This window comes from bacterium, from assembly GCA_040755795.1.
Lineage (GTDB): Bacteria > UBA9089 > CG2-30-40-21 > CG2-30-40-21 > SBAY01 > JBFLXS01.
The window spans coordinates 1-1,859 of sequence record JBFLXS010000604.1 but is presented as its reverse complement, the minus strand read 5'-3'; the positions used below and the strand labels follow the sequence as shown (position 1 = coordinate 1,859).

At 32.0% G+C, this 1,859-nt stretch carries 4 protein-coding genes; all 4 read right to left on the bottom strand.

The window, feature by feature from the left end:
- Positions 1-12: 12 nt before the first annotated feature.
- The 4 genes from AB1414_20145 to AB1414_20130 are packed head-to-tail and all read right to left on the bottom strand — an operon-like array spanning position 13 to position 1,702.
- Positions 13-186 (bottom strand): hypothetical protein, encoded by a 174-nt coding sequence (locus AB1414_20145; protein MEW6609725.1) that lies wholly within the window; start codon positions 184-186, stop codon positions 13-15.
- 14 nt (positions 187-200) lie between these two features.
- Complete coding sequence (locus tag AB1414_20140; GenBank protein ID MEW6609724.1) at positions 201-947, bottom strand: lipase family protein; 747 nt, start codon at positions 945-947, stop codon at positions 201-203.
- Between the two features lies 1 nt (position 948).
- Positions 949-1,164 (bottom strand): hypothetical protein, encoded by a 216-nt coding sequence (locus tag AB1414_20135; protein MEW6609723.1) that lies wholly within the window; start codon positions 1,162-1,164, stop codon positions 949-951.
- Positions 1,165-1,222: 58 nt separating this feature from the next.
- Positions 1,223-1,702, bottom strand: a complete 480-nt coding sequence (locus AB1414_20130) for a D-Ala-D-Ala carboxypeptidase family metallohydrolase (protein MEW6609722.1) — start codon at positions 1,700-1,702, stop codon at positions 1,223-1,225.
- Positions 1,703-1,859 lie beyond the last annotated feature (157 nt).

The window sequence follows — 1,859 nt, the reverse complement described above, 5'->3', positions numbered from 1 at the left end:
TCTGCCATCTTATTAGCCCTCCTTTATCTTCTTCTTTGCTCCCTCTTTAACTATTTCAAATCCTGCATATTGTAGTAATTTATTGCCAATAGCTTCTTCAACTTCAAAAGGAATATTTCGATAAATAATTTCTTTGACCAGCGGATTTTGTATTTCCTCTCCTTGTCCTACATATACTAATTTCATAATAGTCCTCCTTTCTATGGTTTCAAAAATTTGATATATTTGGCTATAGCGTGGTCGTCGATACCATCCGCTAATCTCAAGTGAGCTAAACTTTCTAATCTTCCTTCTACTCTATCCCAGAATGTCTTCCAAAAACCATAGGCACTATCTCCATAATGCAATTTACCATCATTGTCAATATAAACTAATTGTGCTACATGATGATAATCACTCATTCTTGTTGGAATTCTGGTAACAATATCGCAATTATTTACAATGCGATATGATATGTCGCCATATAAAGCATCATATATTCTACTTTTTCTTTTACTGAAACATCGTGGAGCACCAAAAGTATAGATACCTTTTAAATTCATTTTTAAATCCAATGAATTTAAAGTACATATTGTCGCTAATGCTCCACCTAAAGAATGTCCAGTAATATATATATTCTTAAATATATTATCCTTGACAATAATTCTAATATTTTCTCTTATATCTTGATATGCTTTTCTAAAACCTCTATGTATTCCATCTGTTCGCTTAATGTTAATATCAGTTAGCCAGTCATTAATACAATCTGGCTCTGTACCTCTGAAAGCTATTATCAACTCTTTGTCATTAGCAATACCTAATGCCTGTGTATCTTTCACAGACATCGGGTATATATCTAATCCGGTTCCTAATGTCTCGTAAATATTTTTAGTAGGAATTGTAGGATATTCTTCATAAGATAATTGACAAATTTGTGCTAATAAATATGCCCTTTTTTGGTCAAACATTTCAACCCTCTATTAGAAGTATTTCTGCACCATCAGGTAATCGTTTAGTAAATTTATAAATTACGGCTGATTTCCCTATGTTTCCCCATCCTAACAGATTACCCTCTTTTATACCCATTTGTTTGGCTATATCTAATGGTATTCGTGTTCCCAGTCCTCCTTCTTCATTCACAACTTCTACCTTACTAAATTCAATTTCTACCTTCTTTTTTGCCACTATTTTGTCCTCCCAATGTTGCAAAATTGGTAATGAAGTTCTAATAAAGAATTCATATTTACGCAATCTTACTATACTTTCCTTGAAAAAAAGTCCAGACTTCCTGGCATTTATCAAGCGGTCTATTTCCGCATAGTGAAATATGTATCCACGAAGGACGTCCTACAACCCATCCTTCTAAAATTATCTGTCCAAATCTTAATTTACTTTCTTTCCAAATCCACTGCCAAATATTCTCTAATTTTTCACCTACAATATGAAAATCGCAAGCCTCAAAAAATGTATGCTGACTATTAGGACTTCCTTTAACCGCTCTATTTAACTCTTTACATCTAAATCCAGAATGAATAATCAATGGTTTATTATAATAATCTCTTATAGGTTGCAATAAGTCAAAACATAATTTTCGTGCATTATCAATATATTGCAATCCTTCTATCCAATTTTTTTCTAAAAATTGCCTATGTTCGGTTCGGACTAATTCCGAATACCAGAAATTATAAGATAATTGCTGGTCTTTTTTAAAATTGTCTTTCATTTGAAAAATCCTATAATGGTATTGATTAGGACTCCTACCATCCCTGTTACTACCAACGATATTATCCACCACATAGTTTTTGCATTATTTATTACATTATAAATACCTAATTTTGTAAGGTTATTCACAACTTCTACACATTGAGGTATGTTTAACT

Bases quoted from the DNA above. Each gene is read 5' to 3' on its own strand.
- AB1414_20130 (MEW6609722.1), bottom strand. From the start codon at position 1,702: ATGAAAGACAATTTTAAAAAAGACCAGCAATTATCTTATAATTTCTGG.
- AB1414_20140 (MEW6609724.1), bottom strand. From the start codon at position 947: ATGTTTGACCAAAAAAGGGCATATTTATTAGCACAAATTTGTCAATTA.
- AB1414_20145 (MEW6609725.1), bottom strand. From the start codon at position 186: ATGAAATTAGTATATGTAGGACAAGGAGAGGAAATACAAAATCCGCTG.